5 protein-coding genes and 1 pseudogene are annotated in these 4,508 nt (G+C 59.7%); 2 read left to right on the top strand and 4 right to left on the bottom strand.

Translation table 11 applies throughout. The annotated features are described in order from the left end of the window. Together AC1DRJ_RS19835 and AC1DRJ_RS19830 are read left to right on the top strand one after the other, a co-directional pair. Positions 1 to 118: pseudogene (locus AC1DRJ_RS19835) on the top strand (pentapeptide repeat-containing protein); the annotation flags it as partial. Between the two features lie 238 nt (positions 119 to 356). Then, entirely contained in the window at positions 357 to 629 is a 273-nt protein-coding gene (locus tag AC1DRJ_RS19830; protein WP_096515175.1) for a TfoX/Sxy family protein, read from the top strand. Positions 630 to 892: 263 nt separating this feature from the next. Here the strand turns inward: AC1DRJ_RS19830 and AC1DRJ_RS19825 are convergent, their stop codons facing one another. From AC1DRJ_RS19825 to AC1DRJ_RS19810, 4 genes are read right to left on the bottom strand one after another with little or no spacing between them, the layout of a single operon-like run. Then, a complete protein-coding gene (locus AC1DRJ_RS19825) occupies positions 893 to 1,744 on the bottom strand; it encodes a ChaN family lipoprotein (protein ID WP_477803641.1) in 852 nt (283 codons plus the stop codon). A 20-nt stretch (positions 1,745 to 1,764) separates the two neighbouring features. Continuing rightward, positions 1,765 to 2,532: a heme ABC transporter ATP-binding protein gene (locus AC1DRJ_RS19820; RefSeq protein WP_477803640.1), complete on the bottom strand. Its 768-nt coding sequence runs from the start codon at positions 2,530 to 2,532 to the stop codon at positions 1,765 to 1,767. Further along, positions 2,532 to 3,515: a FecCD family ABC transporter permease gene (locus AC1DRJ_RS19815; protein WP_477803642.1), complete on the bottom strand. Its 984-nt coding sequence runs from the start codon at positions 3,513 to 3,515 to the stop codon at positions 2,532 to 2,534. The genes AC1DRJ_RS19820 and AC1DRJ_RS19815 overlap by 1 nt, the downstream gene beginning before the upstream one ends. A gap of 50 nt (positions 3,516 to 3,565) precedes the next feature. Then, positions 3,566 to 4,438 (bottom strand): heme/hemin ABC transporter substrate-binding protein, encoded by an 873-nt coding sequence (locus AC1DRJ_RS19810; protein WP_477803639.1) that lies wholly within the window; start codon positions 4,436 to 4,438, stop codon positions 3,566 to 3,568. Positions 4,439 to 4,508: the final 70 nt, after the last annotated feature.

Genomic DNA, 4,508 nt, shown 5'->3' with positions numbered 1-4,508 from the left:
AGGTGCCAGCCTGGCTCATGCGCAGATCTCCGGTGCCTACTTCCCGCCAGATCTAAGCGCGGACGAGATCCTGATGTCGATGAACTTCGGCACTCGCCTGCGTTATCGCACTCGTTAAAAACGACGTTTTACCTGACAGTCCAGCGCCTCCGCTTTGCGCTGGACTCCGTATTGACTCCCGACAGCTAGACTTCCTGGTAACCCCTATCGCATTCGCCGACAACCACCCAAGGTTTTGAGTTTTCTTCTTAGAAGCTTTTACGTCGGAAATTGTCAAACAATCACGCTTTTCCTACTGATGGCTACACTCCTGAGAAGTTCGCCCACGCTCCGTTCGGCCGTCGCAAGGAGGCTTGATGAATGATGAACTGCAGCACCTGAAAAATCTTGGCAAGACGTCGGCGCAGTGGCTGCATGCCGTGGGCATCCACAGCGCCTCGGACTTGCGTCGCCTTGGGGCGGTGGATGCTTATCGGGCCGTGCGTACGCGCGGGTTTCGAGCATCCAAGGTGTTGTTGTATGCGATCGAAGGCGCATTGATGGATGTGCACTGGAATGACATTCCAGCCGAGCGAAAAGAAGCCTTGAACAAACAACTGGAAGCAATTTCGTCACGGCATAAGATCTGAGAGCATTGATTTCGCTCAGGCGCGCGAGCTGATTACCCAGTGAGTACCGGCCTTTGAAACGGCTTGGCGACGCATTTAAAAGAAATCAAAAAACAGCGGTTGACTTGGTAATGAGAATCGATATGATTATCACAACTGGTCGCGAGACTGGTCGATATTTGAAAAGCCCTTGGTTCGGACTCTCAGATATCTCCTCATCAGGCTAATCACGGTTATTTGACCCGGCTCTTGCCGGGTCTTTTTTTGCCTGTTAAACCCCTCCGTCACTTACCGAACTGCTTACGCATTTGCGCGCAATAATCCTGAGGCAGTGAAGCGGCGGTGTACCAGACGTAATCGGCCATTGCTGCTGTCACCTCGGCCCCCTGCTCTGCCAGCATCAATACCGTCGGCGCTTGCACCTGCCCCAAATCCAGCACATGGATTGGCACACCCACGTCCTTGCGCGCGTGATACGCACCGGCAAACATCAGTGAAGGCGTCGGGGCCGCCAGCAAGCGTTCAGCCATTCGCCGGTCTCGTTGCTGCTGGACCGCCAACATGGCGGGCATCTGCGAAGCGGGCAGCAAACCGCAATGGGAGCCGCTGATCTGTGCCAGTAACACGTCCTTGACCGACGCCGCATTGGACCGCGCACCGGTCAATGACGGTGGTTTGGAGTAGATCGCACGAACCTCCAGGTTATCCAGATTGGCCGCGAGCAGCGGATAAGGCTGAGTCAGCGCAAAACCCACGATCGGCCCGTACAGGTCCCAGTCCCAACCCTCCTGCCAAGCCAAGGCAGCAGGCAAATTTTCCGGTGGCGTCGAGGCATGACGAACATTATCGACGCGCTGTTGTTGATCCGGTGTCAGCATTTCCAGAAGCAAGCTGCCTTGTGGCCGCTGCTCCCCCAGCGATTGCAGCAACCACAGTTGCAGTTGGTGGTGATCGCGATTGTCATGCTGCTCGCCGACGATCAGCCGCGAAGGCTTGGAAAGTCGTTCGATCAGTTCCTGCGCCGTCAGCGTTTCACCGGTACTCAGTTCCCGGATGTCAGCACTGACCGGTGGTGGCACCGAAACATGCTGGCAGGCACTCAGTAGCAGTACCGCCAACAGCAAAATTCCACGCATGTTCACCTCAACGATAAGTATCAGCGGGCGATGATCAGCGGATGCCCACGCTCCGGATGCTGCTGGACCAATACCTCCAGCCCGAACACAGCTTTGAGCGGTTCGGGTTTCAGGACCTGCTCTGGCGTATCCAGCGCCACCGGATGCCCGCCCTCAAGCAACAACAGACGATCACAATAACGCGCCGCCAGGTTCAGATCATGCAGGATGACCAACACGGCCGCGCCGCGATCGGCAAACTCGCGCACCGCCTGCAGGGTGGTGTGCTGGTGCAGCGGGTCGAGCATCGAAGTCGGCTCATCGAGCAACAACGTCTGCCCCACCTCACCCGGCCAGAGTTGCGCCAGCACTCGGGCCAGATGCACACGCTGACGCTCGCCACCGGACAGGGCCAGATAGCTGCGACCACTCAGGTGCACRGCATCTGCGGCGTGCAACGCGGCAGCGACAATCTCGTCATCGCGCACCCGACCGCTTTGATGGGGCAAGCGCCCCATACCCACCACTTCTTCAACGCGAAAGGCAAAGTCCAGAGTTGACACCTGCGGCAGCACCGCCAGACGTTGCGCGCGCAACGCGGCAGGCCAGTGACTCAACTCCCGATCATCGAGCCAGACGTTTCCATGATGAGCGTGCAATTCGCCGCACAAGGCACTCATCAAGGTACTTTTGCCGGCGCCATTGGGGCCGAGCACACCCAGCACTTCGCCTGGCAAGAGCTCAAGCGTGATGTCCGTCAGCACAGTCTTGGCGCCGCGACGGATTTGCAGATTCTGCGTGCGCAACATCAGGCGCGCCTCCGGAGCAACAAGAACAGGAAAAATGGCGCACCGATAAAGGCCGTGACGATGCCGATCGGCAGTTCAGCGGGTGCCAGGGCCAGTCGCGCCACCAGATCGGCAAACAATAGAAGACTGGCACCCGCCAGTACCGAGGCGGGCAACAACACTCGATGATCGGGACCGGCCAGCAAGCGCACGAGGTGTGGCACCACCAGCCCGACGAACCCGATCATCCCCGCCGCCGCCACTGCTGCGCCAACCCCCAAGGCAGTGCAAAACACCAGTTCACGCTTGAGCCCTTCGACGTCGATGCCCAGATGACCGGCCTCCGACTCGCCCAGTAACAACGCATTCAAGGCCTTGGCTCTACGCGGCAACCACAGCGCCACGGCTGCACTCACCACCAGCAACGGCCAGAGTCGCGCATAACTTGCGCCATTGAGGCTGCCCAGATTCCAGAACGTAAGAGTGCGCAGGGTCGCGTCGTCAGCCAGATAGGTGAACAACCCCACCGCCGAGCCCGCCAGAGCGGTCAATGCGATACCGGCCAGCAGCATTGTCGCGACGTTTGTCTGGCCGTTGCGTCGGCCCAGTCGATACACCAGCGCCGTCACCCCCAAGCCGCCGAGAAACGCACACACCGACAACAAATAAGGCCCGAACGACTCGGGGAGGCCGCCAAACATTGACCCACCCACAATCGCGATGGCGGCACCCAATGCCGCGCCGCTGGACACCCCGACCAATCCCGGGTCGGCCAGCGGGTTACGAAACAGGCCCTGCATCGCAACACCGGTCAGCGCCAGCACGCCGCCCACCGCCAAGCCAAGCAAGGTTCGCGGCAGACGGATCTGTCCCACGATCAATTCGGCTTGCTCCAGCCCTTCTGGTGAAAACGGCAATCCGGCCAGGCGCAGCACGGCGTGCAAGGTGTCGAGCAACGGCAAACTGACCGGCCCCAGCGCCAGCGACAGCCAGATCGCCAGCAAACACAAAAGGCTCAGGCCAATGAACAGCGCACGCGGTTTAACCAGAATGGTCATTGGTCGACAGTGCCAGGAAAGAACCCGTCGGAGAGCTTTTTCAGGCTCTCGGGCAACCTTGGCCCGAGCCCGCCCACCAGCAGCGTCGGATCCAGCTCCATGATTCGACCGTTCCTCGCCGCGCGGGTCGAGGACAGCATCGGGTTTTCCTTGAACAGCGCGGCACGCGCCRCATCCCCCGTCAGTGCGCGGTCGGCAAACACCAACACCTCGGGGTCCAGGCTCACCAGCGACTCGACAGAAAATGGCTTATAGCCGGTATGTGTAGCCAGGTTGTGACCGCCGGCCTGTTGCAGCAACCAATCGGCGGCGGTGTCCTTGCCAGCGATGAGCGGTTTGCCGCCCGCATGCCCGAGCAGCATCAATACGCCCGGTGATTGTTGGGTTAGCTGTGCCTTGGTCACGCGGATTTTTTGTTGATCGAGTTGCGCCTGATACTGCTGGTACAAATGTTCAGCCTGGTCTTCAGCCCCGAGCAACTTGCCCAGATGCTGCAAATTGCCCTGCAATGTCGGCAAATCCGGCTGAGCCGAGAACAACTCGACCCGCACCCCTGCGTTACGAATCTGCGTGAGCACCGGCGGCGGGCCCATTTCTTCAGTGCCGATCAGCAACTGCGGGCGTAAGCTCAAGATGCCTTCCGCCGACAATTGGCGCTGATAGCCAATGCTTGGCAGCGCCTTGAGATTTGCAGGGTGCTGACTGGTGGTGTCGACACCGACCAGTTTCGACTCGCCCCCCAGTGCGCACACCCATTCGGATAACGCGCCACCGGCACTGACCCAACGTTGCGGCAACTCGGCCGCTGCACCATGGTGACTGACGACGAGTCCGACACAGAGCGCAGCTACGCGGGTACTCAGGCGCATAAACAGCTTCCTTTAAAGTTTTCCCAGGCACCGAGATGGCAGGCCAAGTATTCTCGGCCTCTGGCACCTG

This window comes from Pseudomonas sp. P5_B2 (genome assembly GCF_056400445.1).
This window is presented reverse-complemented; position numbering and strand designations above follow the sequence as displayed.

Coding starts and splice junctions, on each gene's coding strand:
- AC1DRJ_RS19830 (WP_096515175.1), top strand. CDS start 357: ATGAATGATGAACTGCAGCACCTGAAAAATCTTGGCAAGACGTCGGCG.
- AC1DRJ_RS19825 (WP_477803641.1), bottom strand. CDS start 1,744: ATGCGTGGAATTTTGCTGTTGGCGGTACTGCTACTGAGTGCCTGCCAG.